The sequence below is a fragment of the Luteibacter yeojuensis genome, assembly GCF_000964085.1.
Lineage (GTDB): Bacteria > Pseudomonadota > Gammaproteobacteria > Xanthomonadales > Rhodanobacteraceae > Luteibacter > Luteibacter yeojuensis_A.
This window is the reverse complement of the sequence record NZ_JZRB01000017.1, coordinates 34,735-60,628: the sequence shown is the minus strand read 5'-3', so window position 1 is coordinate 60,628 and position 25,894 is coordinate 34,735. Positions and strand designations below refer to the sequence as shown.

24 protein-coding genes are annotated in these 25,894 nt (G+C 67.8%); 12 read left to right on the top strand and 12 right to left on the bottom strand.

Going from position 1 to position 25,894, the window contains the following annotated elements; all coding sequences use genetic code 11:
* The 3 genes from VI08_RS09010 to VI08_RS09000 form a co-directional block, all read left to right on the top strand.
* Positions 1–1,205: dicarboxylate/amino acid:cation symporter (locus tag VI08_RS09010; protein ID WP_045829245.1), on the top strand; the 1,205-nt coding region annotated here is incomplete at its 5' end.
* Positions 1,202–2,239, top strand: coding sequence for an alpha/beta hydrolase (locus VI08_RS09005; RefSeq protein WP_045829244.1), 1,038 nt, complete (start codon positions 1,202–1,204; stop codon positions 2,237–2,239). The genes VI08_RS09010 and VI08_RS09005, both read left to right, overlap by 4 nt.
* A gap of 14 nt (positions 2,240–2,253) precedes the next feature.
* Entirely contained in the window at positions 2,254–3,780 is a 1,527-nt protein-coding gene (locus VI08_RS09000) for an OprO/OprP family phosphate-selective porin (protein WP_052697790.1), read from the top strand.
* A 10-nt stretch (positions 3,781–3,790) separates the two neighbouring features.
* Here VI08_RS09000 and VI08_RS08995 read toward each other — a convergent pair whose 3' ends face one another.
* Positions 3,791–5,002 carry an ABC transporter permease gene (locus tag VI08_RS08995; protein ID WP_045829243.1) on the bottom strand — a complete coding sequence of 404 codons (1,212 nt, stop codon included), beginning with the start codon at positions 5,000–5,002 and terminating at the stop codon, positions 3,791–3,793.
* A gap of 13 nt (positions 5,003–5,015) precedes the next feature.
* Positions 5,016–6,335, bottom strand: a complete 1,320-nt coding sequence (locus VI08_RS08990; RefSeq protein ID WP_045829242.1) for an ABC transporter permease — start codon at positions 6,333–6,335, stop codon at positions 5,016–5,018.
* Positions 6,336–6,508: 173 nt separating this feature from the next.
* Between VI08_RS08990 and VI08_RS08985 the strand changes: the two genes are divergently transcribed.
* The 3 genes from VI08_RS08985 (at position 6,509) to VI08_RS08975 (ending at position 8,860) form a co-directional block, all read left to right on the top strand.
* Entirely contained in the window at positions 6,509–6,901 is a 393-nt protein-coding gene (locus VI08_RS08985; protein ID WP_045829241.1) for a GFA family protein, read from the top strand.
* Positions 6,902–7,025: 124 nt separating this feature from the next.
* Positions 7,026–7,433 (top strand): DUF305 domain-containing protein, encoded by a 408-nt coding sequence (locus tag VI08_RS08980; RefSeq protein WP_045829240.1) that lies wholly within the window; start codon positions 7,026–7,028, stop codon positions 7,431–7,433.
* Entirely contained in the window at positions 7,430–8,860 is a 1,431-nt protein-coding gene (locus VI08_RS08975) for a YncE family protein (RefSeq protein WP_045829239.1), read from the top strand. The genes VI08_RS08980 and VI08_RS08975 overlap by 4 nt, the downstream gene beginning before the upstream one ends.
* A gap of 26 nt (positions 8,861–8,886) precedes the next feature.
* On the opposite strand, the gene VI08_RS08970 is transcribed toward VI08_RS08975, so the two are convergent.
* A complete protein-coding gene (locus VI08_RS08970) occupies positions 8,887–9,786 on the bottom strand; it encodes an SDR family oxidoreductase (RefSeq protein ID WP_045829238.1) in 900 nt (299 codons plus the stop codon).
* A gap of 97 nt (positions 9,787–9,883) precedes the next feature.
* Between VI08_RS08970 and VI08_RS08965 the strand changes: the two genes are divergently transcribed.
* A complete protein-coding gene (locus VI08_RS08965; protein ID WP_045829237.1) occupies positions 9,884–10,720 on the top strand; it encodes a helix-turn-helix transcriptional regulator in 837 nt (278 codons plus the stop codon).
* Here the strand turns inward: VI08_RS08965 and VI08_RS08960 are convergent.
* Positions 10,704–10,913 carry a dodecin gene (locus VI08_RS08960; RefSeq protein WP_045829236.1) on the bottom strand — a complete coding sequence of 70 codons (210 nt, stop codon included), beginning with the start codon at positions 10,911–10,913 and terminating at the stop codon, positions 10,704–10,706. The two genes, VI08_RS08965 and VI08_RS08960, sit on opposite strands and share 17 nt — an antisense overlap.
* A gap of 70 nt (positions 10,914–10,983) precedes the next feature.
* Positions 10,984–11,964 (bottom strand): NAD(P)H-quinone oxidoreductase, encoded by a 981-nt coding sequence (locus VI08_RS08955; protein ID WP_045829250.1) that lies wholly within the window; start codon positions 11,962–11,964, stop codon positions 10,984–10,986.
* A gap of 181 nt (positions 11,965–12,145) precedes the next feature.
* Here VI08_RS08955 and VI08_RS08950 point away from each other — a divergent pair, with 181 nt between their 5' ends.
* The 3 genes from VI08_RS08950 to VI08_RS08940 all read left to right on the top strand — a co-directional run bounded on the left by VI08_RS08950 (position 12,146) and on the right by VI08_RS08940 (position 15,874).
* The gene (locus VI08_RS08950; RefSeq protein ID WP_045829235.1) at positions 12,146–13,753 is read left to right on the top strand and encodes an ABC-F family ATP-binding cassette domain-containing protein; all 1,608 of its coding nucleotides are present in this window, start codon (positions 12,146–12,148) and stop codon (positions 13,751–13,753) included.
* A 307-nt stretch (positions 13,754–14,060) separates the two neighbouring features.
* The gene (locus VI08_RS08945) at positions 14,061–14,963 is read left to right on the top strand and encodes a LysR substrate-binding domain-containing protein (RefSeq protein ID WP_045829234.1); all 903 of its coding nucleotides are present in this window, start codon (positions 14,061–14,063) and stop codon (positions 14,961–14,963) included.
* A 140-nt stretch (positions 14,964–15,103) separates the two neighbouring features.
* Positions 15,104–15,874 (top strand): DNA/RNA non-specific endonuclease, encoded by a 771-nt coding sequence (locus VI08_RS08940; RefSeq protein ID WP_045829233.1) that lies wholly within the window; start codon positions 15,104–15,106, stop codon positions 15,872–15,874.
* A gap of 21 nt (positions 15,875–15,895) precedes the next feature.
* On the opposite strand, the gene VI08_RS08935 is transcribed toward VI08_RS08940, so the two are convergent.
* Both VI08_RS08935 and VI08_RS08930 read right to left on the bottom strand, forming a co-directional pair.
* Entirely contained in the window at positions 15,896–16,933 is a 1,038-nt protein-coding gene (locus VI08_RS08935; RefSeq protein WP_045829232.1) for a L,D-transpeptidase, read from the bottom strand.
* Positions 16,930–18,180, bottom strand: coding sequence for an FAD-dependent oxidoreductase (locus VI08_RS08930; protein WP_045829231.1), 1,251 nt, complete (start codon positions 18,178–18,180; stop codon positions 16,930–16,932). Before VI08_RS08930 ends, VI08_RS08935 begins: the two co-directional genes overlap by 4 nt.
* Positions 18,181–18,282: 102 nt before the next feature.
* Here VI08_RS08930 and VI08_RS08925 point away from each other — a divergent pair, with 102 nt between their 5' ends.
* Both VI08_RS08925 and VI08_RS08920 read left to right on the top strand, forming a co-directional pair.
* Complete coding sequence (locus VI08_RS08925) at positions 18,283–18,942, top strand: glutathione S-transferase family protein (RefSeq protein WP_045829230.1); 660 nt, start codon at positions 18,283–18,285, stop codon at positions 18,940–18,942.
* A gap of 12 nt (positions 18,943–18,954) precedes the next feature.
* The gene (locus tag VI08_RS08920) at positions 18,955–19,653 is read left to right on the top strand and encodes a DUF899 family protein (protein WP_045829229.1); all 699 of its coding nucleotides are present in this window, start codon (positions 18,955–18,957) and stop codon (positions 19,651–19,653) included.
* A 95-nt stretch (positions 19,654–19,748) separates the two neighbouring features.
* On the opposite strand, the gene VI08_RS08915 is transcribed toward VI08_RS08920, so the two are convergent.
* The 5 genes from VI08_RS08915 to VI08_RS08895 form a co-directional block, all read right to left on the bottom strand.
* The gene (locus tag VI08_RS08915) at positions 19,749–21,314 is read right to left on the bottom strand and encodes a methyl-accepting chemotaxis protein (protein ID WP_045829228.1); all 1,566 of its coding nucleotides are present in this window, start codon (positions 21,312–21,314) and stop codon (positions 19,749–19,751) included.
* A gap of 73 nt (positions 21,315–21,387) precedes the next feature.
* Positions 21,388–23,217 (bottom strand): GGDEF domain-containing protein, encoded by a 1,830-nt coding sequence (locus tag VI08_RS08910; RefSeq protein ID WP_045829227.1) that lies wholly within the window; start codon positions 23,215–23,217, stop codon positions 21,388–21,390.
* Between the two features lie 72 nt (positions 23,218–23,289).
* Complete coding sequence (locus VI08_RS08905; protein ID WP_052697788.1) at positions 23,290–23,925, bottom strand: histidine phosphatase family protein; 636 nt, start codon at positions 23,923–23,925, stop codon at positions 23,290–23,292.
* A gap of 39 nt (positions 23,926–23,964) precedes the next feature.
* Positions 23,965–24,231, bottom strand: a complete 267-nt coding sequence (locus tag VI08_RS08900) for a DksA/TraR family C4-type zinc finger protein (RefSeq protein ID WP_045829226.1) — start codon at positions 24,229–24,231, stop codon at positions 23,965–23,967.
* Between the two features lie 55 nt (positions 24,232–24,286).
* Positions 24,287–25,741, bottom strand: coding sequence for an alpha-L-fucosidase (locus VI08_RS08895; RefSeq protein WP_198148886.1), 1,455 nt, complete (start codon positions 25,739–25,741; stop codon positions 24,287–24,289).
* Positions 25,742–25,894: the final 153 nt, after the last annotated feature.

The following is a 25,894-nucleotide window of genomic DNA, read 5'->3' as shown; positions in this document are numbered from 1 at the left end:
TGAAGCCGCTGGGCGATGCCTTCATCAAGCTGGTGAAGATGGTGATCGCCCCGGTCATCTTCCTCACCGTGGTGACCGGCATCGCCGGCATGCCGCACCTCAACGCCGTGGGCCGCGTGGTGCTGAAGGCCATGGTGTACTTCCTGGTGTTCTCCACGCTGGCGCTCATCGTCGGCATGGTGGTGGCCAACGTGGTGCAGCCGGGTGCCGGCCTCAACATCGACCCGGCGTCGCTGTCCACCAAGGAGATCGCCACGTACGCCTCCAAGGCGCACGACATGACGCTCACCCATTTCCTGCTCGATATCATCCCCGATACGGTGGTGGGTGCCTTCACCTCGGGCAACATCCTGCAGGTGCTGCTGTTCGCGGTGCTGTTCGGCATCTCGCTCACGCTGGCGGGCGAGCGCGCGAAGCCGGTGGTGGCGTTCTTCGAGGCGCTGACGGCGCCGGTGTTCAAGCTGGTTCACCTGCTGATGAAGGCCGCGCCCATCGGTGCGTTCGGCGCCATCGCGTTCACCATCGGCCGCTACGGCATCGAATCGCTGTCGAACCTGATGTACCTGGTGGCGACCTTCTACGTCACGGCGCTGCTGTTCGTGCTGGTCATCCTGGGCAGCGTCGCGCGGCTCACGGGGTTCTCCATCTTCCAGCTGCTGCGCTACCTGAAGGCCGAGCTGCTGCTCGTGCTCGGCACCTCGTCGTCGGAGGCCGCCCTGCCCTCGCTCATGGAGAAGATGGAGCGCGCCGGCTGCGACAAATCCGTCGTGGGCCTCGTCGTGCCTACCGGCTACTCGTTCAACCTCGACGGCACGAACATCTACATGACGCTGGCCGCGCTGTTCATCGCGCAGGCCACCAACACGCCGCTGACGCTGGGCGAGCAGGTGGCCCTGCTGCTGGTGGCCATGGTGAGCTCGAAGGGCGCGGCGGGTGTCACCGGCGCAGGCTTCGTCACGCTCGCCGCCACGCTGTCGGTGGTGCCGTCGCTGCCCGTCGCGGGCATGGCGCTGATCCTTGGCGTCGACCGTTTCATGAGCGAGTGCCGCTCGCTCACCAATTTCGTGGGCAATGCCGTGGCCACCATCGTGGTCGCCCGCTGGGAGGGTGCGCTCGACCGCACTGCGCTCAGCGATGCCCTTGCCAACCGTGCCGGGGAGAGCGGCACGCCATCGATCATCGCCACCCAGGGGAAACAGCCATGACCCTCCTTCGCGCCGCGCTGCTTGCAGCCGCCGCCGCCCTTGCCAGCACCAGCCCGGTGCAGGCGGCATCCGCGCCGCAGGCCGGCAAGCCCGTCACCTACGACCTCTGGCCCGGCACCCCGCCCGGTGGTGGCGGCCCCAGCGGGCCCGAGCGCATCGGCCAGACCGGCACGGGCGTGGGCGCCGTCTCCAACGTAAGCAAGCCGCGCATCGAGGTGTACAAGCCCGCCAACCCGAACGGCGCCGCCGTGGTGCTGGTCGGTGGCGGCGGCTATTTCCGCATCGGCATCGGCCATGAAGTGATGCCCACCGCGCGCTGGCTTGCCGCGCTGGGCGTCACGCCCGTGGTGCTCTACTACCGCCTGCCCGCCGACCGCTGGCCGGCCGCGGCGCCGTTCCAGGATGCGCAGCGCGCCATCCGCCTCGTCCGCGCGCATGCGCAGGAACTGGGCATCGACCCGAAGCGCGTGGGCGTGCTGGGCTTCTCCGCCGGCGGCAACCTCGCCGGTATCGCGGAGACCCGCTTCGCCGATGCGTTCTACCCGGCCGTGGATGCCAGCGACACGCTCTCGGCGCGCCCGGATTTCGCGGGCCTCATCTACCCCGTCGTCTCGCTGCAGAAGCCGTACGACACCACGCGTTCGTTCCGCGAGCTGTCGACGCAGGGCGATGCGGTGCAGGCGTATTCCGTCGAACTGCACGTGACGCACGATACGCCGCCCACCTTCCTGGCCCAGGCCGCGGACGACCCCATCGCGAACATCGGCAACAGCCTCGTGATGTTCGACGCCTTGCGCAAGAACAACGTGGATAGCGAACTGCATGTGTTCGACAAGGGCGGCCACGGCTGGGGCCTGGGCGACCCGGGCAGCGCGCCGTCGGCATGGCCGCGCCTGTTCGCCGCCTGGGCACGCCGCCAGGGCTTCTTCAACGCCGTGGATGCCGGCCCATTCGCCACCCCCGCCGCCACGCCGGCCACGCAGGCCGCGCCTGCCGCCGCGTCCGACGACGCCGGCAACGACGACGACAACTGAGCGGGGAGCCGACCATGACGATCACGACCCGTCTTTACCCGGCGCTGGCCGCCGTGCTGTTCGCCGGCACGGCCATGCCCGCCGTCGCCGCGCAGGGTGTCAGCAACGCCGAGCTGCTCAAGCTGATCAAGGCGCAGGCCGCGGAGATCAATGAACTGAAGCAGCGCCTTTCCGCCGTGGAGGGCGCGCGCCCCGCGGCTCCCACGGCAATCGCATCGGCGCCGGCTGCCCGTGCGCCGGCGGCCGATGCTGGCACCGGCGCGCCCGCCACAGACGAAGCCGCCCGCCGCGACGCGCAAGTGAGCAACGCCATCGCCGATACGCGCGAAAGCGAAATGGCCGTGGCCATGGCGCGCGGCAGCGGTGGCAAGGCCGCCGGAGGCGGATCGGGCGCACGCTGGGGCCGCGGCGGCGAAGCGGGCCCCACGTTCCGCAGCGACGATGGCTTCTTCACGTTCAAGCCGGATGGCCGCCTGCTGTTCGACGTGAGCCGCACCTCGGGCTCGGGCTACGAGACGCGCAACATCACCGGCTCGCAGGTCACCAGCGCACGCCTTGGCGGCGAAGGCACCATCGGCGCGCTGGGCTACCACGTGGAAGCCGACTTCGCGGATAACGAAGTGGCGCTGCGCCAGACCTACCTCACCTACACCACCCAGGTGTTCGGCAACCGCACCAAGTTCTACCTCGGCAACTTCCTGAAGGACCTGGGCACCGAGGGTTCCTCGGAATCCGCGCGCGTGCCCTTCATGCTGCGCAACGCCGCGACCGCCGTGGGCCAGCCGGTGGTGAGCTACTTCGGCATGGGCGGGCAGATGCGCATGTGGGGCGATGGCTGGCACGTCAGCCTCTCGGTCAATGGCAACGCGCCGAACAGCGCTAGCTCGGGCACGAGTACCGACAGCACCACCTACCTCACCCGCGCGCACTGGAACCCCATCAAGGGTGCCGATGGCTTCATCCACGTTGGCGGCTGGTACTACTACGAGAAGATCAGCGACGGCGTCACCAGTATCAACAACACACCGTCGATCGCCGCCGACTACAACGACAACCTGGCCGTCTCCGCCAGTTCCGTCGCCAACCCGACGCAGGACCACGGCAAGGGCTTCGAACTGGGCGGCGTGTACCGGAACTTCTGGATGGTGAACGAGTACGGCAAGCGCACCATCGATTCCAGTACCGCCGATTCGGTAAGCCGCCACGGCTCGTCGTTCGCCGCAGGCTGGATGATTACCGGCGAGGCCCCGGGCTTCTCGCAGCGCTCGGGCAGCTGGAAGGCCGTGAAGGTGAACGACCCGGTCACCTCCGGCGGCTGGGGCGCGTTCGAGCTCGCCGGCCGCGTCGACCACTATGACTATGCGGATGCCCCGCGCGGCGGCAAGGGCAAGAGCTATACGCTGGGCCTGAACTGGTACCTCAACGACTGGTCACGCCTCATGCTCAACTACGTGCACTGGAACACCGACAACAAGGTCGGCAGCTTCCAGGGCCCGGATGCGGGCAACACCGTTTCCATGCGCGCCCAGGTCGTCTTCTGACGGCCCGGGCTCACGCCGCGCGCGTCGCCACCACCGGCGGTACGGCGGCGGCGCGCAGGGCGGGGCCCAGCACGGCCAGCTGGCCGAGCAGCCACAGCGTGCCGGCGCCCAGCGCCACGTACCACGGCGGCAGCAGCGGCACCTCGTGGTAGAGCATCAGCGTGAGGCTCGCGGCATACGCGAGCACCACGCCCGCGCCGATGCCCAGGCTCACGATGAAAAAGTTCTCGATCTGGAAGTAATGCAGGATGTCGCGCCGCGTGGCGCCGATGGCGCGGCGTATGCCGATCTGCTTGCGCCGGCGCGCCACCCAGAAGCTGGCCAGCCCAACGATGCCCAGCGCCGTCACCAGCAGCAACGCCACGATGATGCCGAGGAGGATGCCGATCATCGCCTTGTCGTTGGCGAAGCGCGCCGTGCGCAGTTCCTGTAGCGTGGCGCTCTTGTCGCGGATGAGCACTGCGTCGGGCGCCAGCGTCGCGATGGCCTCGCGCGCCTTGTGCATCACGGCATCGATGTCGCCAGGCTTCGCGCGGATGACGTAGGTGCCTGCCAGCGTCGGCCCGGGCAACGCGGGCGCGAAGATGGACCAATCCTCGCCGCCCGGTGTTTCGGGGCTGCGCGCGATGGCCAGGTGTTCCATCACGCCGATGACGCGGAAGATCGTCTTGTCGATGTAAATGGCCTTGCCCAGCGGGCTCTCGCCGGGCCACATGTGGTTGGCGGCCGAGCGGGTGACCAGGACATTGGCCTGGGCCGGGAAGAATTCGCCCGCCGGGCGGTAGTCGTCGGGCGTGGGCGCGTGGCCCTCCACGATGCGGATGCCCAGCGTCTGCAAGGTGCCGGGCGTGCCCAGGTACACATCGACCACGCCGCCCTCGCGCTGGTGCTCGGGGTCGAGCGTGACGCCCACGGTGCCCGAGCCATGGCTGAAAGGCACCGTGTTGATGACGTTGGCGGCGGTCACGCCCGGGATGGCCCGCAGGCCCTCGAGCACGCGCGCGTTGAGGTCGTTGGCGCGGCCAGGCTCGAAGCCATCGAGGTACAACGTGCCCAGCGACGCCTCGTCGATACCTGTGACCAGCTGCGTGGCATGCCAGCGTGCCGCGATGAGCGAACAGGCGTTGCACATCACGGCGCAGGCCAGCGCGATCTGCAGCACGATGAGCGTGGTGGCGAGGCGGTGGTGCCTAAGCGCCGCGAAAATAGGGTGCATCCGCATGGCGTGCCGTCCTTTACAGCGTCTTGAGTTGCAGGCCCGGCGCGACGCGCCCCGCCCGGAGGGCAGGCACCGCGCCGGCGAGCAGGCTGGTGGCCACCGCCAGCAGCAAGGTCACCAGGAACATGGGGATGTCGAGGTGGGCGAGGTCGGCGTACGGCACGGGCTGCCTGCGCACCAGCCACAGGCCCGCCAGCGTGAACAACAGGCCGACGAAGCCACCCGCGAGGCCGATCACGCCCGATTCGACGAGGCATTGCGTAACCACCGCGCCACGCGTGGCACCCAGTGCGCGGCGCACGCTGAAGTCGCCACCGCGACGCAGGAACTTGGCGAGCAGCAGGCCCACCGTGTTGCACAGGCAGATGGCGAGGAACGCGAACGCCAGCCACACCTGCAGGCGCACGTCGCCGGGCACCACCTGGTTGATCGTCAGCCAATCCATGAGCGATGACACCGCGGATACATCCTGCCTGAAGCGCCCCTGCGCCTTTTGCTGCGCGGAGTAGTCCGCGACGAAGCGGCGGTACGCCGCCACCTTGGCGCTGTCGTCCACCTGCACCCACAGCTTCACCCAGATGCATGGGGAATCCTGCAGGTGGCCCGGGTTCGGTGGCAGGTGCCAGCAGGTGAACTGGCTGAAATTGCCGTCATTGATCTCCAGGCCCGCCTGGAACGGCGTCATCACGTCTTCGCTCTTGCCATAGAAATCGGCCGTGTCGCCCGCGGCCATCCAGCCACCCGTGACGTTGTAGAACAGCGGCGACGGCCGCCACGGTTTCAGCACGCCCACGATGCGCACGTCGCTGTCGCGCAGGCGCAGGGTCTTGCCGACGCTGTTCTCGCCGCGGAACAGCTTGTTGTTGAGGTCCGCCGTGATGACGGCGACGCGCGCGTGGCGCTCATCGTCGTCGGGCGTCCAGGCGCTGCCGTACTGGAACGGCACGTCGAACATCGAGAAGAAGTCCGCGTGGGTGGAGAGCATCTCGAGCAGCAGTGGCGGCGCGGTGGAACCCGGCACGTGCAAGCGGATGCTGCTACCCACCAGCAAGGCCTGGCGGTCGGCGCGCTTCGCACCCCACAGGTCCATGGCCGACCGGTAGTCCATCACCGCATTGGCGTGCGCGGGCACCTTGTCGGAGGGGTAAGGCGTGACCTGCACATAGAAGAGGCGATCGCTCTTGCCCGGGAGGGGATCGCCCGAGAGCAGGTGCATCACCGTAAGCGTTGTCATGCTCGTGCCGATGCCCACGGCGATGGCGAGCACCATCAACGCCGTGAGCACGGGGTTGCGTTTCAGGCTTCGTACGGCCAGCTCGACGTAGTACCCAAACATCCGCGGTGGTCCCTTCCCTCGTTCGATCCCGTGTTACAGCAAGACACGGGCCAAGTGCCCGGCCACGTGCCACGCCCCGCTGCATCAGGCACTTACGCGCGCCAGCGGGTGGCATGGCGAGTGTCCGCGGACACTCTCCGTGTCCGCGACCCCGGGTGCTTTATAGTCCACGCATGCGAACCGCGTCCTGCCCCTGTGGCCAACTGACCCTGCAATGCGAGGGCGACCCCATCCGCGTCTCCGCCTGCCACTGCCGCGCCTGCCAGCGCCGCTCGGGCAGCGCCTTCGCGCTACAGGCACGGTGGCCGGAAGACGCGGTGGCCCTGCAGGGCGAATGGAACACCTGGAGCCGCGTGGGCGATAGCGGCAACACGGCGACGTTCCGCTTCTGCCCCGCCTGCGGCACCACGGTGGCCTTCACGAGCACGTATATGCCCGGCTTCATCGCCGTGCCAGTGGGCACCTTCGCCGACCCGGGTTTCCCGCCGCCGCGGATCTCGGTGTACGAGGAGTCGATGCATCCGTGGCTGGCCATCGCGGGCGACGACGTGGAACATTTTTCCTGACCGGCTACATCGAGCGACTGGCGTCGCAAGCACGTTTCAACAAGCCGAATGCATTCACGGCAAGTAACTCGCCGGGCGCGGGATGAGAATTCCGCTACTGGGGTTTGGTCGGGGGTGATCCGGGATGTACACCGCGAGATCTTGCGTTGTCGCACTGACACTCCTCGTCGCGCTCTGCGGTGGCTCAGGCAGCACCAACGCCGGCCCCCAGGGTGATGGTTTCCGCGCCGTCTCCGATCACGCGATGGCCACCATGATGAAAGGCATGGACGTGCCACCTTCCGGCGATGTCGACCACGACTTCGTGGCGATGATGGTGCCGCACCACCAGGGCGCCATCGACATGGCGATGGCCGAGCTCACTTACGGCAAGGACGAGCGGCTGCGCCGCATCGCGCAGGAGATCATCGTCGACCAGCAGCAGGAGATCGCGGCCATGCGCCTGGCGTTGGGCCAGCCGTTGCCGCCCTCCGCGCCCGCGCCCACCACTGCCATGCCCGGGCAACCACCCGCCCGCCAGGAGTTGCCGTGAACGCCTTCGTCCGCATCGCCGCATGGGGCGCGCTGTTCGCGTTCGCCATCACGGCACACGCGCAGCAGGCACCCTGGGGCCGACCCGACACACCGATCAGCCATGCCGATCGTGTGTACGCCGCGGAGCAGTTCTCCAACACTGTTTCCGTCACCGACCCGGTGGACAACAAGCTGCTCGGCGTCATCCGGCTCGGCGACCCGCAACCCATGAATTTCGCGCCGCTGTACAAGGGCCAGGTGCTGACGCACGGCCTGGGCTTTTCGCCTGACGGCAAGACCCTCGCCGTGGTGTCGATCGGCTCCAATGGCATCAGCTTCATCGATACGGCCACCAACACGGTGAAGCACACGACGTATGTGGGCCGCTCGCCGCACGAGGCCTTCTTCACGCCCGACGGCACCGCCGTGTGGGTGACCGTGCGCGGCGAGGATTATGTCGCGGTACTTGATGCGAAAACGTACAACGAGGTGGCGCGCGTGAAGACGCCGGGCGGCCCGGGCATGACGATCTTCTCGCCCGATGGCAAGTACGCGTACATCTGTTCGTCGTTCAACCCGGTGACGGTGGTCGTCGACGTCGCAAGCCGTGAACAAGTGGGCGAAGTGAAACAACCCAGCCCGTTCTGCCCGAACATCGCCGTGACGCCCGATGGCAGGCAGGTGTGGTTCACGCTGAAAGATACGGGGCAGCTCGTTGCGTTCTCGGCGCTGCCGCCGTTTACCGTGCTGAAGACGATGGCCATGGGCCCCATCGCCAACCACGTGAACTTCGCGACGGTGAAAGGTCAGCAACTCGCATACGTGACGGTGGGCGGCCTGGGCGTGGTGAAAGTGCTGCGCGTCAGTGACTACGCCACGGTGGCCACCATTCCCGTCGGCGCCATGCCGCACGGCGTATGGCCGTCGTCGGATGGCTCGCGCGTCTATGTCGGCCTGGAAAACGACGACAAGCTGGCGGTGATCGACACCGCCAGCAACACCGTGGTCGCGAACGTAGCGATCGGCCAGGCACCGCAGGCGCTTGCATTCGTCTCCGGTGCCGCGGCCAGCGCAGCGGCCGACAAAGGCCTTGCGCAGCTGGGCATCGCCGGCAATACCTACGCCCTTACCCTCGTTGATGGCAGCGGAGAGCGCACGCACGTGACGCTGTTCGACCAGGGGCTGGTGCAAGTGCTGCAGGCCGCGGTGACGGGCCTGCCACCGAAGAAGCCCTACTTCATCGCGCTGGCCGACAGCGCCACGGGTGGCAACCTGCAGCCGCTGGCGAAGTTCATGAGCAACCCCGCGGGCGCGGCCATCGTCAACGCCGCGGGGCCGATCCGCCAGCTCGTGGACAAGCCCGTTACGGGCACGCGCCGCTACATCGTCATCACCGACGACGTGGGCGGCGTGCCGGGACAGGTGCTGCAGCACCCCTCGTCGTAACGCCGCCCCACCTTCGGTCCGAAGGGTCAGGCCGCCGTCGCGGTGTAATCCATGTTGCGCAGGTCCTCGATCAGGCCCGGGCCCTGCGGGTTCCAGCCAAGCGTCTTGCGGGTGATTTCGCTCGAGGCCCGCAGGTCCAGGCCGGCGAACATGCCGAGCCAGCCGAAGTGCGCCTGCACCTCATCGCCCTGCAGCGCCTTGAGTGGCAGGCCCAGGCCTTCGCTGACCACGGTGGCGATGTCGCGCACCGAGACACCTTCCTCCGCGACGGCGTTGTAGCGGGCACCGGCTTCGGCGCGTTCGATGGCGAGGCGGTACAGCAGCGCCACGTCGTCGACATGGCCGGACGACCATGCGTTGGTGCCTTCGCCCACGTAGGCGACGAGGCCCTTGGCGCGCGAGATGTCGATGTAGGGGGTGATGAGGCCCTGCTTCTCCGTGTCGTGCACCTGCGGCAGGCGCATCACCGAGACGTTCACGCCGGCATCGAGCAACGCCTTGCCGGCAAGCTCGGAGGTGACGCGCGGGTTGCCGTGCTCGAAGTTCTGCACGTCCTCGGTGGCGAGCGTGCTGCCGTGCGCCAGGCCCAGGCCAACGCCCGAGGTGATGAGCAGCGGCCGGTTCGAGCCCTTCAGCACCTCGCCCAGGGCGGTGATGACGCGGCGGTCCTTCTCGCAGTTGGCGACGAAGTTGGAGAAATCGTGGTCGAAGGCGGCATGGATGATGGCGTCGGCCTTGGCGGCGCCCGCGCGGAGGCTGTCGAGGTCCTCGAGCGTGGCGTGGTGCGCCTCGGCCCCGACGGAGGCCAGCCAGGCCGCGCCGCGGTCGGAACGGGTCATGCCGAGCACCTGGTGGCCCGCGGCCAGCAGCTGGGGCACGACGCGGGAGCCGATGAAGCCGGTGGCACCGGTGACGAAGATACGCATGGGGGTGACTCCTGTGGGTGGCTGCGCACCAGTCTGGAGACCCCGGCTTCCATGTTAAAGTAGGGACATTATCATGGTATAGGCACCACCCCTCTCCATGCCCCTCGACGCCAGCCACACCCTCGGCACCTTCCTGCGCGACCGCCGCGCCCGCATCGATCCGGCCACGTTCGGCCTGGCCGGTGGCCGCCGCCGCACCCCCGGCCTGCGCCGCGAGGAAGTGGCCCAGCGCGCCAACATCAGCCCCACCTGGTACACGTGGCTGGAGCAGGGCCGCGGTGGCGCGCCCTCCGCCGAGGTGCTCAACCGCCTGGCCGCCGGGCTCATGCTCACCGAGCCCGAGCGCGAGCACATGTTCATCCTGGCGCTGGGCCACCCGCCGGAGCCGCGCTACCGCGAACCGGAGGGCATCACGCCGCGCCTGCAGCGCGTGCTCGATGCGCTGCGCACCAGCCCGGCCATCCTGCGCACGGCCACGTGGGACGTGGTGGCCTGGAACCGCGCGGCCGCTGCGCTGCTCACCGATTACTCGAAGCTGCCGCGCGAGAAACGCAACATCCTCCGCCTCATGTTCCTGCACGGGCCCATCCGCGCCGCGCAGGAAGACTGGGTGCGCGTCGCGCAGTACGTGGTGGGCGCCTTCCGCGCCGATGCCGCGCGCGCGGGCGCCACGGCCGAGATCACCCAGCTGGTGGAAGAACTCTCGCGCAGCAGCGCGGAGTTCGAGCGGCTGTGGCGCAACACCGATGTGGTGAGTTCGGGCGACGGCCTGAAACGCCTGCACCACGCCGTGCTCGGGCCGATCGAGCTCGAGTTCTCGACCTTCGCGGTGGAGGGCCGGCCCGATCTCACGCTGATGGTCTACAACCCCACGACGGCGGCGCTGCAGGAAGCCGTGGGCCGGCTCGTGGACGAGGCTAATCCTCCAGCGTGAAACCCACTTTCAGCGTGACCTGCCAGTGGGCCACCTTCCCGTCCTCGACGTAGCCGCGGGTCTCGGTCACCTTGAACCAGCGGATGTCGCGGATGGTCTTGGAAGCACGCTCGATGGCGCAGCGGACGGCGGCATCGGTGCCCTCGGGGGAAGAACCGGTGAGCTCGACGGTCTTGTACACGTGGTCGGTCATGGCGGGGTCCTCTGGGTGGAAACCCAAAGATGCGCCCCGCCCTGTTGCCTGCGCGTGAGGCGCCGGCCGGTCACATCGCCAGGATGATCTTGCCGACGCTCTCGTTGCTTTCCATGCGCTGGTGCGCCTCGGAGGCCCTGGCGAGGGGAAAGACGCTGTCGATGACGGGGCCCAGTTCCCGGTTCGAGAAGTGGTCGAGCCACGTATCGCGGAAGCGCTTGGTCATGGCCTGCTTCTCGGCTTGCGAGCGGGATTTCATCACCGTGCCGAAGATATGCAGGTGGCGGTACAACAGGCGCTGCAGGTCGAGCACGGGCGGCGCACCGCCACCGAGCAAGCCCACCTGCACCAGGCGCCCGCCGAAATCCAGCGACGCCAGGTTCTTGTCGAAATACATGGCACCGATGAAATCGATGATGAGGTCCACGCCATGGCCGGCCGTCGCTTCCTGGATGGCCTGCGCGAAATCCGTGGTCGTATAGTCGATGCCGACATCGGCACCCAGTTCGCGCACGCGCTGCAACTTCGCGCCCTTCGCGGTGGCGAAGACGCGCGCGCCGCAGGCCTTGGCCAGCTGCACGGCCGCGGAGCCCACGCCACTGGCCGCGGCGTGGATAAGCACGCTTTCGCCCGCGACAAGGCGGCCGAGGTGCACCAGTGCCTCATGCGCCGTGACGAACACCTCGGGGATCGCGGCGGCATGCGCGTAATCGAGGCCGCCCGGTATCGGCATGGCCATGCGGTAATCGATGCGTGCAAGCTCCGCGTATGCACCGCCGCCCACGATGCCCATCACCCGGTCGCCAAGCTGCCACTGCCGCACCTCGCTGCCCATCGCCACCACGTCGCCCGCGATTTCCAGGCCCATGAGGGTGGAATCGCCGAAATCGGAACGACCATAGTGGCCTTCACGGTGCAGCACGTCCGCGCGGTTCACCCCGGCGGCCCGCACGCGTACGAGCAAATCATGCGGGCGCGCCACGGGGTCGGGAAGCTCGGCAAGGCCGAGCACCGACGCGGGGCCAAACTCCTTGAAATCGATGGCACGCATGGTGGGCATCCCTTGGGGCAAGCGGCTAGCATGCGCCTGCGGAGCCATGCGCTACAATGCGCCCTCGTTCCGTCCTGCATAGGTATGCGTCCGATGCGCCAGTAATGCCGCCGTCTTTCGACGGCCAGCCCTCCTCCCGCCCCGTGATCGCGGGGAGTGCCCGGCATGCCAGGTGATATCCATGACTGCATCTTTGCTGACGCTGCAAGGCGTCTCGTTCGTCCTGCCCAGCGGCAGGGTTCTCTTTCACGACATCCATGAAACCTTCGACACGCGGCCCACGGGCCTCGTGGGTGCGAACGGCATCGGTAAATCGGTGCTTGGCCGAATATGTGCCGGCGTGGTGCCGCCAACGTCGGGGCGCGTCGATCGTGCGGGCGATGTGTATTACCTGGCGCAGCAGGTCGACGTCGCCGATGGCACGGTGGCGAGCCTCGCGGGTGTCGATGGCGTACTCGATGCCCTCTCGCGTATTGCCGACGGTAGCGTCGACACCCGTGACTTCGATGGCGTCGGTAAACAGTGGGACATGCCGGATCGCCTCGCCGGGGCGCTCGCCGATGCAGGCCTCGGGCACCTCGACGCAATGACACCCGCCGAACGGCTGAGCGGTGGCGAGGCCATGCGTGTCGCATTGCTTGGAGCCCGGCTGGCACGGGCCCGTTTCCTCATCCTCGACGAGCCGACCAACCATCTTGATGTCGTGGCACGCGCCGAACTGATGGCATGGCTACAAACGTGGGATGGAGGCTTGCTCGTGATCAGTCACGACCGCTCACTGCTCGATGCCATGGAGCGCACCATTGAACTCACCGCGCAAGGGCTTCGCAGTTACGGCGGCGGCTACACGTTCTACGCTTCGCAGAAGGCCGTGGAACGGGCTGCCGCGCTGGATGAGCTGGCAAGCGCGAAGGCCGAACGACGCCGTGGCGAGCGCGACATGCGTGACCAGGCCGAACGACAAGCGCGGCGCACGGCACGTGGGGCACGTGCGGGGAAGACCGAGAACCAGGCACCCATCCTCCTCGGGCGGCGCAGGGAACGCAGCGAAGGGACAGCTGGCCGACTTGCAGACCAGCGTGACGAAACGAGCGCACGCCTCGAAGCGCGTGTTCGCCAGGCCGCTTCGGCTGTCGACAGCACGGCGCCGCTCGCGCTGCGGGCACCACGGCCATCAGGCGCCTCACGGCGCGTGGCGCGTCTTGCCGACGTCACGCTTCCGTGGGGCCCGGCTCATCTGCGGCACATCGACCTGACGGTGACAAGCTCGCAGCGTATCGGCCTCGTCGGCCCCAATGGCTGTGGCAAGTCGACGCTGCTTCGCCTGCTGGCTGGCGACATCCTTCCGGAAGCCGGAACCGCCGAAACCTTCGTCCCCTTCGCTCGCCTCGACCAGCGCCTGTCGCAGCTTGATCCAGGGCGGTCCATCGTTGCGCAGTTGCAGGAAACATCTCCTGGCGTGGCCGAAGGCGAATGGCGGTCACACTTGGCGCTGGCCGGTATCGACGCAGCGACGGCCACGACCCCATCAGGCCTGCTCAGCGGCGGTGAGCGGCTGAAGGCGGCACTTGCCTTGGCCGTCATGGCGTCGCCGCCTGCACGGCTTCTCCTGCTCGATGAGCCCACGAACCATCTTGACCTTCAATCCGTCCAGGCCATTGAGGCGATGCTCCGTGAATTCCGGGGGGCTTTGATTGTCGCGTCGCACGACATGCCGTTCATCGGCGGCCTCGCTCTCACCCATTGCCTGAGCGCAGGTCATAGAGGATGGATTCTGAAATCTGCGTAAGAAAACGACTACACGGCGTGTAGTCTTTGACCGATTGCAATACCGGACAAAGTACGCCAAACTTCACGCACTACTCTCCCCTTGTGTCCGCAGCATTGCGACTTCGCTTGGGGCTAAGACACCGGCTTCGGCCGGTGTCTTCATTTGTGCCAGGCACACTTGTGGGGATACCGCTGCCGTACTGAACATCAGAGGCGCGCACACTCTGGGGTCACACCGTGCGCGGAAGCCAGCGCACTGGTAGGGCCGGCTCGCCCTTACCCCAAAAGCCGCGTATAAGCGGAATACCCTTTCCGCCAGCGCAACGATGAACATCACGCTCGACGAGATCCAGAACTTCATCGCCGTGGTCGACGCCGGGTCGATCACCAGCGCGGCGCAGCAGCTCGACCAGACGGTATCGGCCGCCAGCCGCACGCTGGGGCGGCTCGAACAGAAGCTCAAGACCACCCTTATCCGCCGCACCACGCGGCGCATTGAGCTGACCGACGAAGGCGAGGCGTTCCTGGAGCGCGCCCGCGACATCATCGCGGCGGTGGAAGGCGCCGAGGAGGCCATGGCCACGCGCCAGGCCCGCCCTGCCGGCCGGCTGCGCATCGACGCGGCCACGCCGTTCATGCTGCACGTGGTGGCGCCGCTGGTCGCGGGCTACCGTGAGCGCTTCCCCGACGTGGACCTCGAACTGCACACCAGCGAAGGTTACATCGACCTGCTCGAGCGCCGCACCGATGTCGCCTTGCGCATTGGCCGGCTGAAGGACTCGACGCTGCATGCCAGGCCCATCGGCAGCAGCCGCATCCGCGTGCTGGCCAGCCCGCAATATCTTGCGGCGCACGGTACACCGCGCAAGGTGGCCGACCTGGCGAAGCATGCGCTGCTTGGTTTCACCGAGCCCGATTCACTCAATGAATGGCCGCTGCTGGATACGGAACGCCAGCCGGTGCACATCCGCCCCAGTATCGCGTCGTCGAGCGGCGAAACGCTGCGCCACCTCGCATTGGCGGGCAATGGCATCGTGTGCCTGTCGGATTTCATGACGGGGGAAGACCGCCGCAGCGGCGCGCTTGTCGAGGTGCTGGCCAGGCATGTCACCGAGCACCGCCAACCGATCAACGCCGTGTACTACCGCAACACGGCCATCTCCGCGCGCATCGCATCGTTCGTGAATTACCTCGCCGAGGCCATGGGCGAAAACGGTGGCGCTCGCTGAACAAACGATTGATTTGCGCCGAAGCGTGACCACGGTCGCACTAATCACCGCGCGCGTGCACCGCATGCGTCACGCAACATGGCGAGAATGACCGGGCTCGTGGACAGGGGAGTTCCGCGTCTATTTGGGGAAACACAACCATGTTCAATCGTCATGTGCGCGCCTTTTGCGCCGTCGTCTTCTTTGTAGTCGCCGGTGCGGCGCACGCCTCGGATACCTCGTGCCCGCAGTTCTTCCAGGGGTCGGAAGCACCGGATCTCGTCGATAGCTCGCTTGCCGAACGCACCACCGCGCTGTGCTTCAACGCGTATTCGCTCATCGCCTCGGGCGTGACCAAGGGCCCGCTGTGGTCCGCCGAACACCTCACCGCCGAGCAGATCGAAGATGCGCAGAACACGCCGCGCAAGGATGCCTTCCATGCGGAAACCGGTATCCCGGAGGAGGATCGCTCCGAACTCGCCGACTACAAGGGCAGCGGCTTCGACCGTGGCCACATGACGCCCAGCGGCGATGAACCCAATGCCACCGCGCAGCGCGACAGCTTCTCGCTCGCGAACATGGTGCCGCAGAACCACACGCTGAACACCGGCAAGTGGGAACGCATCGAAACGAGCCTGCGCAACATGGTGCTCGACGACGGCGAGATCTACGTCGTCACCGGCCCGGGCTTTGATGGCGCCACGCCGGATACGATCGGCGACGACGCCGTGATCGTGCCGAACTACACGTGGAAGGCTATCTACGACCCTGCCGCCGGCGGCGCCGCCGCGTGGCGTTGCACCAACGTCGATACGCCGGTTTGCACCGTCGTTTCCATCGAGGCCATCGAGGATGAAACGGGCGTCGACCCGTTCCCGGCCCTCAGCAGCAGCATCAAGTCGAACCCGATCTCGCTGCCGTTGCCGAACTGAACGTGCGCCGGGCGCGTGCCGTCAGGGCGCGCGCTCCGGCGGCGCCGAATCGATCACCTGCACCTTCGGCCCCGTCGTCGACGGCAGGATGCGCTCGTCGGTGGCGAGCAGCACGGCGCCGGGTTTCAGCTCGGGCAGTATCTTCGCCATGAAGTCGCGCGGCACCGCCACGCGATCAACCAGGGCCTCGTCCACCACCTTGCCGGCTTCGTCGCCGTGGCCGGGGATGCCGATGGTGATCCAGTTCGGCATCTGCAGGCCTTCGCGTTTCGTCGAGGCGGCCATGTACCCCTGCGCCACGATGTACGCGTGCGTGCCGACCAGCGGGTTCGCCACTTCCACCTTGCTGCGACCGATCTCGATGCCGTTGCGGAACACGATGACGCGCTCGTCGGGCACGCTCAGCACCATCGAAATGGGGCCGGTGGGCGAGGCATCGGGGTTCCAGCTCCACATGTCGCCATTGAGCAGCGGGGCCACGGCGAGGTCCTTGCCGTTGCGCGGGTCGATGGGGATCACCGCCGTGGGGTGCACCACGGTGACAGGCGCCGTGCCTTCCTCGGCCACGACCACCGTCATGCCCATGTTCGTGGCATCGAACAGCAGGCGCGCGAACTCGGTGGGCAGATGCACGCAGCCGTGTGATTCGGGGTAGCCGGGCAGGCCGCCGGCGTGCAAGGCCACGCCATCCCACGTGAGCCGCTGCTGGTAGGGCATCGGCGCGCTGTTGTACTTGTTCGATTTGTGGTTCTTGTCTTTCTGCAGGATGGTGAAGACGCCCGTGGGCGTCTCGTAACCCTTCTTGCCGGTGCTAACGGTGGAGACGCCGATGAGGATGCCGTTGCGGTACGCGTACGCGCGCTGCTCGGTGAGGCTGACGATGACGGCCATGGGCCCTGGCGAGGTGGCCCGCCCACCCCAGATCCATTCACCGGGTTTCAGGGCCGAGGGCACCGTATCGGCGGGGCTGGATTGCTTCGCCCCCCACGATGGCACGGCGGCGCTGGCAGCGGTGGCGAGCGCGAGGGACAACGCCACGCTGGCGAACAGACGGTTCATGCGGCGGTTTCCGTATGACGTTCGAGCTCGAGGTTACCTGTAACCGGGGCCGGCGTGCCTTCATCCGTAGGTAGGGTGCGGCGGTGGCCCGCCTCGCCGGTGAGGATGCTGAGCATGGCGCCGCGCGCGCCGGGCATGCGGCCCAGCGGGCCGAACACGGCATCGCGGCACCAGCCCAGGGCGGTGGCGTCGGACTGGAACAGCGGCGTGAGCCAGCGGCTCATGCGCTGGTAAAGGCGCACATGGGCGTGGCGCGCGTGGCGGTAGGCACGCAGCGCGCCGTCGAGCGAGGCGTGCGCGGCCAGTGCATCCGCGAGTGCCGCGGCGTCGAGCAGCGCCATGTTCACGCCCTGCCCCAGCTGTGGGCTCATCGCGTGCGCGGCGTCGCCGATGACCACCATGCGGCCGTGGTGCGGCGGGCGCAACACCACGTCGCGGTAACGTGCGCGGTTCAGCTCGCCCGCGTGCTTCAGGTGTGCGACGTGGAAGGCGATCTCCGGCCAGATGCCCTGCACCGCGGTTTTCATCGCGGCGACGCCGGCATCGTCGAACGCGTCAACCGCATGGCCCGGCAGGCTCCAGTAAAAGGTGACCCACTTGCCGTCGTGGCCGGGCCGCGTGCCGACGGGCAGCATGCCGATCATCGAGCGCGTGCCCGCATAGCGCTGGCGCAGTGTTGTGGGCGTCGCCCAGTCGTCGATGCGCAGCAGGCACCACACCGCGCCCCACGCGTACATCGAGGCACGGCGAACCTGGCTCGCCCCGCAATCGCTTCGCAACGACGAGTGCGCGCCATCGGCCGCGACCACCAGGTCGAACGGCCCGTGGAAGCCGCCGTCGTCGTCGTGCAGCTCGTGCGTGTCGGCGTCGTACCCGGTGATGCGCACGCCGGTGCGCACGCGGGCGGCCCCGGCATGCGCGCCGCGTAGCAACTCGAACAAGGCGCCGCGGGTCATGCCCAGGCCGAAGCACCCGGCGCGCCGGTCGCTGTAGCGCATGGCCATCACGGCCCGGCCGCGCGGCGTATGGCCCTGCAGTTCGTCGATGCGCTGGCCCAGGGCCAGCGCCTGCCCGCCCAGGCCGAGCCGGTCGAGCACGGCCAGCCCGGTGGGCTGGAGCAGGAAACCCGCCCCCACCGGCCCCAGCGACGGGCTCTTCTCGAAAACGGTAACCTCATGGCCTTGCGCCGAGAGCAGGATGGCGCTGGCCTGCCCTGCCGTTCCATAGCCGACGATCGCGATCTTCATGGCTCCTCCGTGTGGCGCCGAGCATACCAAGGCGGTTTGTCGAAAACGCCCCGGCCCGTTCGACGAGGAGAGAGAACCCCCCGTCCATGCGAGGAGCCGCCCGTGACGCTGAAGCTCTATGCCCACCCCTTCTCCCTGTACTGCCAGAAGGCGCTGATCGCGCTGTACGAAAACGGCACGGCGTTCGAGTGGAAGCTGCTTTCGGCTGAAAAGCCCGAGGTTTTCGCGGAGTTCGCCGAACTTTGGCCGCTGCGCCGGTTCCCCATCGTGGTGGACGGCAAGCGCGTGGTGACCGAGGCCAGCACCATCATCGAGTACCTGCAGCTCTACCACCCGGGTAACGCACGATTCCTGCCCGACGACCCGAAGGCGGCCCTGGATGTCCGCAACCTCGACCGCTTCTTCGACAACTACATCACCACGCCCCTGCAGCGCATCGTGGACGACGCGCTGCGCACGCCCCACCAGCGCGACCCCAACGGCGTGGGCCAGTACCGCGGCCAGCTGGAAACCGCGTACGCGTGGCTCGATGGCTACCTCGACGGCCGCACATGGGCCGTTGGCGACGGCCCCAGCCTCGCCGACTGCGCCGCGGCGCCATCACTGTTCTATGCCGACTGGACCCACGCCATCGACCCGCGCTTCGAGCGCGTCCATGCCTACCGGCGCCACCTCCTTGCCTGGGCCCCGTTCGCGCGGGCCGTCGACGAGGCGCGCCCCTACCGCGTGCTGTTCCCCCTCGGCGCGCCCGACCGCGACTGACAAGGAGCCACCATGAGTGCCCAACCGCTTACCCCCGCTACCGAACTGGCCCGCCGCAGCACGGCGCGCATGCCGAACGAAAGCGCCGCCTACCGCAGCGCGCGCACCGCGCTGCTTGCCGAGGAGATCGAACTGCGCCGGCAGATCGAGCGCGTCGCCGAATTGCGCCGTGCGTTGCCGCCCGGTGGCGAGGTCACCGGCGATTACCAGTTCATCGGCGCCGACGGCCCCGTGGATTTCAACGGCCTGTTCGGCGACAAATCCACGCTGGTGACCTACAGCTGGATGTATGGCCCGCACCGCGAACGCCCGTGCCCCATGTGTTCCTCGCTGCTTGCCGCATGGGATGGCGAAGCGCGCGACATCGAGCAGAACGTGGCGCTCGTCGTCATCTCGCGCTCGCCCGTGGAACGCATGCAGGCCTTCGCGCGCGAGCGCGGGTGGCGGCACCTGCGGTTCTTCACGGATGCGAACGGCCACTTCAGCCGCGACTACCACGCCCTGGTGGGTGACGACGAGATGCCCGCGCTCAACGTGTTCACGCGCCGCGACGGCACGCCGCGGCACTTCTGGGCCGGCGAAATGGGCTTCGACAGCTCCGACCCCGGCCAGGACCCACGCGGCGCCCCCGACCTGATGCCGCTGTGGACCGTGCTTGATTGCACGCCTGAGGGCCGGCGCGCGGACTGGTACCCGAAGCTGGATTACTGAACCACGGCGCGCCATCCGTGGCGTGCACCGGCACTACATCAGCCCGGTGATGATGCGCCGCGCGGTGGCTTGCGCCTTCCCCGCGGACGCACGCGTCATGCCGCTTCCAGCGTGAAATAAGCCACTTCGCGGCGGAGGATCTCGGCGCTCTCGCGCATCGCGCGGCTCGCCGAGGCGGCCTGCTCTACCAGCGCGGCGTTCTCGCGGGTGGTCTCGTCGATGACGCCGATGGCGCCGTTGACGCGTTCGATGCCCGTGGTCTGGCCCTGCGTCGCCGACATCACGTCGGCGACCAGCGCGGAAAGCGCATTGACGCGCTCGCCGATACCCGACAGCACGGCGCCTGCGCGGTCCACGGACTCGACGCCCGCCTGCACGGCCTCGTCGCTGTCGACGATCAGGGCGCGGATATCTCGCGCGGCCGTGCCGCAGCGCTGCGCCAGCTCGCGCACTTCATGCGCCACCACCGCGAAGCCGCGCCCGTGTTCGCCAGCGCGCGCCGCTTCCACCGCGGCATTGAGCGCCAGCAGGTTGGTCTGGAAGGCCACCTGGTCGACGAGGTCGAGCACCTCGCCCATGCGTTCGCTGGTGCCGCGGATGGCGCGCATCGTGCCGATGGCATCCATGGCCACGCGGTGGCCCTCGTCGGTCATGGCGCGTGCTTCTACGACGGCCTGGTTGGCGGCCGTGGCATGGCCCAGCCCGCCACGGACCGCAGCGGCCATGTCGCGCATCGACGTGGAGGTGTGTTCGAGGTGTTCCGCCTGCGTGCGGGTGCGTTCATTGAGCGCATCGTTACCGCGGGCGATGCCCGTGGCCGCGTGGGCCACGTGGTCGGCGCGATCGCGCACCTGCACCACCACGTTGCCCAGCTGCGCGTCCATGGCGGCGAGGGATTGCAACAGCTGCCCGATCTCGTCCGCACGGCCCACGTCGATGCGCGCGCCCAGCGTGCCGCGCGCGATGGCGGCGGCCACTTCGGTGGCCTGGCGCAGGCGGCGGCCGAGTGAACGGATGATGGCGATATCCCAGACGCTGGCGATGAGCAGCGCGATGCCGAGCAGCAGGCTCGAGACGATGGCGCCGCGGTGGATCGCCACCTGCTGCGCTTCGGCCTCGGCCTTGCCGCCGGCGAGGGCGAGCTGGAACAGGTTCGCGAAGTCACTCTTCAGCGGCCCCACGGCGGATTGCACGTCGTTGGAGAGTTGCAGCTGCGCGATGTCGTATTGCTCGGCTTTCAGCAGCTCCATCACGGCGTCGACCGTCTGGTCGGCCGCCTTGCGGTGCTCGGCGGCCAGTGCCACGAGCTTCTTCTGCTGCTGGCCCAGGCCGCTGGCCTCGAGTTCCTTCCACTGCCTGTCGATGTCGTGGCGGTTGGCGCCGATCGCCGTGGCGGCATCGTCGTACGCGGAGGGCAGGCGCATCAGGGTGGCATGCACCAGCGCGTCGATGAGGTCGTTGTAATCGTTCTGGATGCGGCCGACGTTGGCGACGGGCGCCAGCGTCTCGCCCACCACGTTTTGCAGGCGGCCATTGGCCTGGCGCAGCTGCACGCCACCGACGATCCACAGGGCGAGCAGCAGCAGGATGGTACCGGCCAGGCGCAGGGCGAGGCGGGCGCGCAGATTCAGCGTCGGCAGGGCGATCTTCGGAAGGCGCATGGGTGGCTCTGGAGGGGTTGGGGACACCTCCAGATCGGCCACATTTTCGGCAACTTTAGCAAATTCTCAAAAATTACTGTTTTATTTCAATGGCTTGACTGTGTCGTGACGCGAGCATATCGTCGTCGTTTGCCCACGTGACGCTATGCAAACCCAGGCCCGCGTTCTTCGCCACGCGCTTCGCCGACGCGGCGAGGCTGGCGACCGATTCGGCATCGGCCGGGAACGCGTCGCCAAAACGCGCCACGCCCACGGCCACCGTGGTGATGGGGAAGAAGCGGCGGTGGCCGTGGCGGTCGTCGCTTTCAATGCCGCCCCGCGCGCGGTCCACGTCATCGAAAAGGTTAGCGGCCATGGCGTTGAAGCGCTGGCGCATCTCCTCGCAGCGCGTGGCCCAGTCATTGCCCTGGAACACCACCATGAAATCGTCGCCGCCGATGTGGCCGACGAAGTCGGCGTCGTGGCGCAGGTCGCCCGTGAGCACGCTGGCCAGCAGGCGGATCATCTCGTCGCCGCGGAAGTAACCGTACTGGTCGTTGAAGGGCTTGAAGTTGTCGAGGTCGAAATACGCCGCCGCGAACGGGCGTCCCGCCTGCAGCAAGCGGGTGATGTGCTCGGTCACTGGCAGGTTGCCCGGCAGGAAGGTGAGCGGGTTGGCGTAGCGTGCGGCCTCCACGCGGATCTCGGTCACGCGGCGCACCAGCGATTCGCCCGTTCCCAGGCCCAGGTACCTGCCGCCCGAGGTGATGATGAAGCCGTCGCTAAGGTAACGCTGGTCTTCACCGCGCAGGATGTCGGCCATGCTTTGCAGCGGCATGTCCTCGTCGCATGCGAGCGGCTCGGCGTGCATGAAGCTGGTGCAGGGTTTGCGGCCGAACAGCTCGCGGGCGAACGGCTGCGCCATGCGCTCGGTGAAAGTGCGGCGGTTGACGATGCCGACCGGCACACCATGATCAACAACGGCCACGGCATGCAGGCGCGGGTGCTCGGCGAAGATGTCGGCGATGTCGTCGTTGCTTTGCTTCGGCGCCACGCAGGGCGCGTCGATCAGCATGTGACCGGCCGTTAGCGGGCGCGCCGACACCGGCCCGCTGTGCCGTGGCGGCACGGGCACGTGGTTGCGGTGCAGCGCGGCGGCGACGCGTGCCGTGACGTCCCTGGGCGCCTCCGCCGACGGCCGCGCGATGAGGTAGCCCTGGGCATACGGGATGCCAAGCTCGCGGAGCATGCGCAGGTCGTCTTCCTCTTCCACGCCCTCGCCGACCAGGTCGGCGCCCAGCGTCTCGGCGACGGAACACAGCGCGCGGACGATGGCGAGGCGCTCGGCGCTGCGAGCCAGCCCGTTGATGAGGTAACGGTCGATCTTCACCACCTCGGGGTGGATCTCGTTCCACATCTCGAAATTCGAGTGCCCGTTGCCGAAGTCGTCCAGTGCGACGCGGACGCCACGGGCGCGAAGGAAACCCAGCGCATGGGCGAGCTTGGCGGCGTTCTCGACGATGTCGCGCTCGGTGAGCTCGATGGTGACGCGGCCAAGGTCGAGGCCGGGCACCGAGAGCGCGTCGATCACGTCGTCGGCGAGCAGGCCTTCGTGCATCACCGCCTGCGCGCTGAGATTCACGAGCAGCCGGCCGTCCAGCCCCAGCGCCACGAACCGCTCGGCAACCCGGCGGGCGGCCATCAGCTCGAACTCACCCAGGCGGCCGCGGGCACGGGCCAGGTCGAGGAGATCGATGGGGGTGAGCTCGAGGTGCGGGATGGCGCAGCGGATGAGGCCTTCGTGCGCCACCACCTGGCCGGTATCCACGCGGATAACCGGCTGGAACACGGCTGACAGCGCGGCCCCTGAGAGGGCCTGCTCGATGGGCGACGGCTCGCGGCCGGGGGCGGACTGCTGGGGCATGGGGATGGCCGGTGACCTGCCATGTGTATCGGCAGCCCGCCATCCTATCTTTAATAATTCGTTCTAAATCAATTATTTCTGATTTGTGACAGCGCTCACCGACTCCGCTTCGGCCACCGCCAGCGGGTCGAGGTTCCACGCGTCGATGCCGTAGCCGCCCGCCTGCACGTGCAGGGGCGTGTAGCCGCAGTTGCCGTGCCGGAAACGCGAGAAATCGGTGGTGTCGTGCAGCGTGCCCAGCAGCGCCGAAATGGACTGGCCGTGGGTGATGACCGCGACGCTGCGGTAGGGCAGCTTGCGCGCGTCATCGAGCGCGGCGAGCACGCGCGCCGCCACCTCGCGCAGGGATTCCGAGCCGGGCGCCGTGGCGTCGGGGTCGGTGCAGTTCACGACGGCGGTCCACACCGGGTCGAGGGCCATGTCCTTGAACCGCTGCCCCTCGAGTTCGCCGAAGGCGCGCTCCACGAGGCGGTCGTCGACCGACACCGTGCAGCCCGTGATGCCCGCCACGATCTCGGCGGTGTGCAAGGCGCGGCCCAGGGTGGACGAGACGATGTGCTCGATGCCCCGCGCGGCAAGGGCGCGCCCCAGTGCGCGGGCCTGTTCCAGGCCGGCGGCGGTGAGCGGGCTATCGGCCCGGCCCTGCGCCCGGCGTTCGATGTTCCATTCGGTTTCGCCGTGGCGGCAGATGATCAGGTGTTCGAGCATCGTGGGGTTCCTGCGCGGGGAGCCCCGCATTCTAAAGGCTCAGCGCAGCTGGCTGTCCTTGCTGCCGCGGCGGTTGTAGCCGCTGTGCGCGGATGCCTCGCTATCGGCGGCGGCCTGGCAGGCCACGCAAAGGCGTACGCCGGGCACGGCCTTGCGGCGTGCCTCGGGGATGGGTTGCTCGCATTCCTCGCAGTGGGTGAGGCCGGGGCCTTGCTTCATCTGGCTGCGTGCGCGCTTCACCGCGTCGTCCACGGTGGCGTCGATCTGGTCTTGCACGGCGGTATCGCCCGCCCAACCGGTTGCCATCTCACACCTCCCGGGCTTGGCCCAAGGAGGTAAAGATAAGGCCAACTTCCTGAATTTAAAGGCGCGGCTCGTGGTAGAGCCCGAATTCCGTGATGCCCGGCTGGCGGCCCTGAACCCACAACCGAACGCGCCGCGCCGTCACCGGCGTGAACTCGTGGAACTGGTACGGCAGGGGCGTGCCGCCGCCGGCGATATCGCGCCACGTCCCGCCGTCTTCCACCTGCACCTTGTACGCCGTGATGCGGCTGGCCTCGCCGTAATCCTTGTCGGCGCGCGGCTCGACGATCGACACTGTGTTGAACGTCGTTGCCTCGTCGAACCGCACTTCGATCCAGCCCTCGGTCTTGCCGCGGTCGGCCAGCCAGTAGGTACGGAAGTTGTCGTCGAAGGCGAGGTCGGGGCCCACCGCTTCATCGCTGGCGCTGGCCCATGCGGGTTTGCCCGCCGCGAGGTCGGGCGTGGTGATCGTCACCTGGCGCTCGATCGTGGCGACCTTGCCGCCGGGCTTCCACAGGCGGCCGATCTCGGCGAGGCGTGCCACCGCGTTGTCGTCGAAGCGGCCGTCGCGGTTGGGCGCCACGTTGAGGATGAGGTTGCAGTGGTTGGCGTTGAAGGGTTGCAGCCAGTCCTCGACGATGGTCTTTGCCGAAGCGAGCTCGGCCGTGGGGTAGGCCTGCTTCCAGAACCAGTCGCTTTGCAGCGTGGTGCCGGATTGCGACGGCACCGGGCTATCGGGCGGTATCTTCTGCCCCGCGTGCTGCTCGTACTGCTTGATGTCGGTGTAATACAGCGCTGTGCCTGGGTAACTTCCCGCATTGTGGTCGGTGAGCAGGCAATCGGGCTGCAGCGATTTCACCAGGTCGTAGATCTCGCGGTACGGCAACTCGGTGTAACTGATGCGCGACCACGACGCGTTCCATCCATCGAGGATGAGCGCGGTGAGGGGGCCGTAGTTCGTCAGCAGCTCGGTGATCTGCGCCTTGATGAGCGCGATCTTCTCAGGCGTGACGGTGCGCGCGCGGATATCCTGGCGCAGGTCGAGGATGGAGAAATACAGGCATACCTTGAGGCCGGCCTTGCGGAATGCATCGACATAGGCGCGCACCACGTCGCGTGGGTACGACGATTGCATGACGTTGGCGCTGCCTGTCTTCGTCGGCCACAGGCAAAAACCGTCGTGGTGCTTCGTGGTGAGGCACGCGTAACCCATGCCAGCGGACTTCGCCGCCCGCGCCCATTGCGCGGGGTCGAGGTGCCTCGGGTTGAAGAGTTTGGGCGAAAGCAGGGGGTCGCCCCACTCGCGCTCCTCGAAGGTCGCCATGTTGAGGTGGATGAACATGCCGAAGCGAAGCTCGAGGAACGCCTGCTGCAGGTCGCGCAGCTTCGCGGGATCGACCGCTACACCCTTCGTCGTCTTCGGTGCCTGTGCGAAGGCGTTCTTCGCCGGCCACAAACCGCTCCCAGCCACGCTGGCCAGCGCCAGCGCCTTGGCAAATTCCCGTCGGTTCAACACGCTCTCCCCACGATGGCATGACGAGCGACTTTCACCCTTCGTTGCATGCGCTGTCAAACACGAGTTCGTGGGAGCGCGCTTGCGCGCGATGTGTCTTGCGTGAACGTGCTATCGCGCGCAAGCGCGCTCCCACAGAATTGACAATACGCA